Source organism: Prochlorococcus marinus, from assembly GCF_001180245.1.
GTDB lineage: Bacteria > Cyanobacteriota > Cyanobacteriia > PCC-6307 > Cyanobiaceae > Prochlorococcus_A > Prochlorococcus_A marinus_F.
The window spans coordinates 1-475 of sequence record NZ_CVSV01000035.1; the positions used below are offsets into that span (position 1 = coordinate 1).

1 pseudogene is annotated in these 475 nt (G+C 32.4%); it reads left to right on the forward strand.

The features are described 5' to 3' along the window. Positions 1 to 475: pseudogene (locus AMO19_RS00510) on the forward strand (amidohydrolase family protein); the annotation flags it as partial.

Here is a 475-nt window from a genome sequence, read left to right on the forward strand (position 1 = left end):
TTCACTTTCCATTAGTTGGGAGGATGGATTTGTGTCTGAGTTAAAGCCTTTAAAAAATAAAGTTACAAAACCAAAAAATATTTTATTTCCAAGATTTGTTGAGACGCATTCGCATTTTGATAAATCTTTTACCTGGGCAGACTTTCCTAATCTGGAATCAAACTATGGAGGAGCATTGTCAGTAAATCTTGAAGAACATAAAACTAGAACTACAGATAAGGTTCTTGAAAGAGTTGAGCAATCATTAAAACTTGCCATACAAAATGGATACCGAGCTATTAGAAGTCATATCGATACTTACAAAAGTCAATCTATTGATATTTGGATTGAACTTTTTAAATTACAAAAAAAATTTTCATCTGAGTTGACTTTACAATTCGTTGCTCTAGCTCCATTGGAATTCTGGGATACAGCTAATGGAGAACATTTGGCAAAAATATTTTCCTCTAATGGGGGTATTTTAGGAGGTGTAATT